Consider the following 487-nt stretch of genomic DNA (forward strand, 5'->3'; position numbering starts at 1 on the left):
CCAACGTTCTGGACAAAGTGGCACTGGTTTACGGTCAGATGAACGAGCCGCCGGGTAACCGTCTGCGCGTAGCACTGACCGGCCTGACCATGGCCGAGAAGTTCCGTGACGAAGGTAACGACGTTCTGCTGTTCGTCGACAACATCTATCGTTACACCCTGGCCGGTACTGAAGTATCCGCACTGCTGGGCCGTATGCCTTCGGCAGTAGGTTACCAGCCGACTCTGGCTGAAGAGATGGGCGTTCTGCAAGAACGTATCACTTCGACCAAAGAAGGTTCGATCACTTCGATCCAGGCGGTATACGTACCTGCGGATGACTTGACTGACCCGTCGCCAGCGACCACCTTCGCCCACTTGGACGCTACTGTCGTTCTGTCCCGTGACATCGCTTCCCTGGGTATCTACCCGGCGGTCGATCCACTCGACTCGACTTCGCGCCAGCTGGACCCGAACGTAATCGGCCAGGACCACTACGACACCGCTCG

At 58.3% G+C, this 487-nt stretch carries 1 pseudogene; it reads left to right on the forward strand.

Going from position 1 to position 487, the window contains the following annotated elements:
• Positions 1-487: pseudogene (locus ACIOZM_RS31975) on the forward strand (F0F1 ATP synthase subunit beta); the annotation flags it as partial.

It is taken from the genome of Pseudomonas sp. NPDC087346 (genome assembly GCF_044744235.1).
GTDB lineage: Bacteria > Pseudomonadota > Gammaproteobacteria > Pseudomonadales > Pseudomonadaceae > Aquipseudomonas.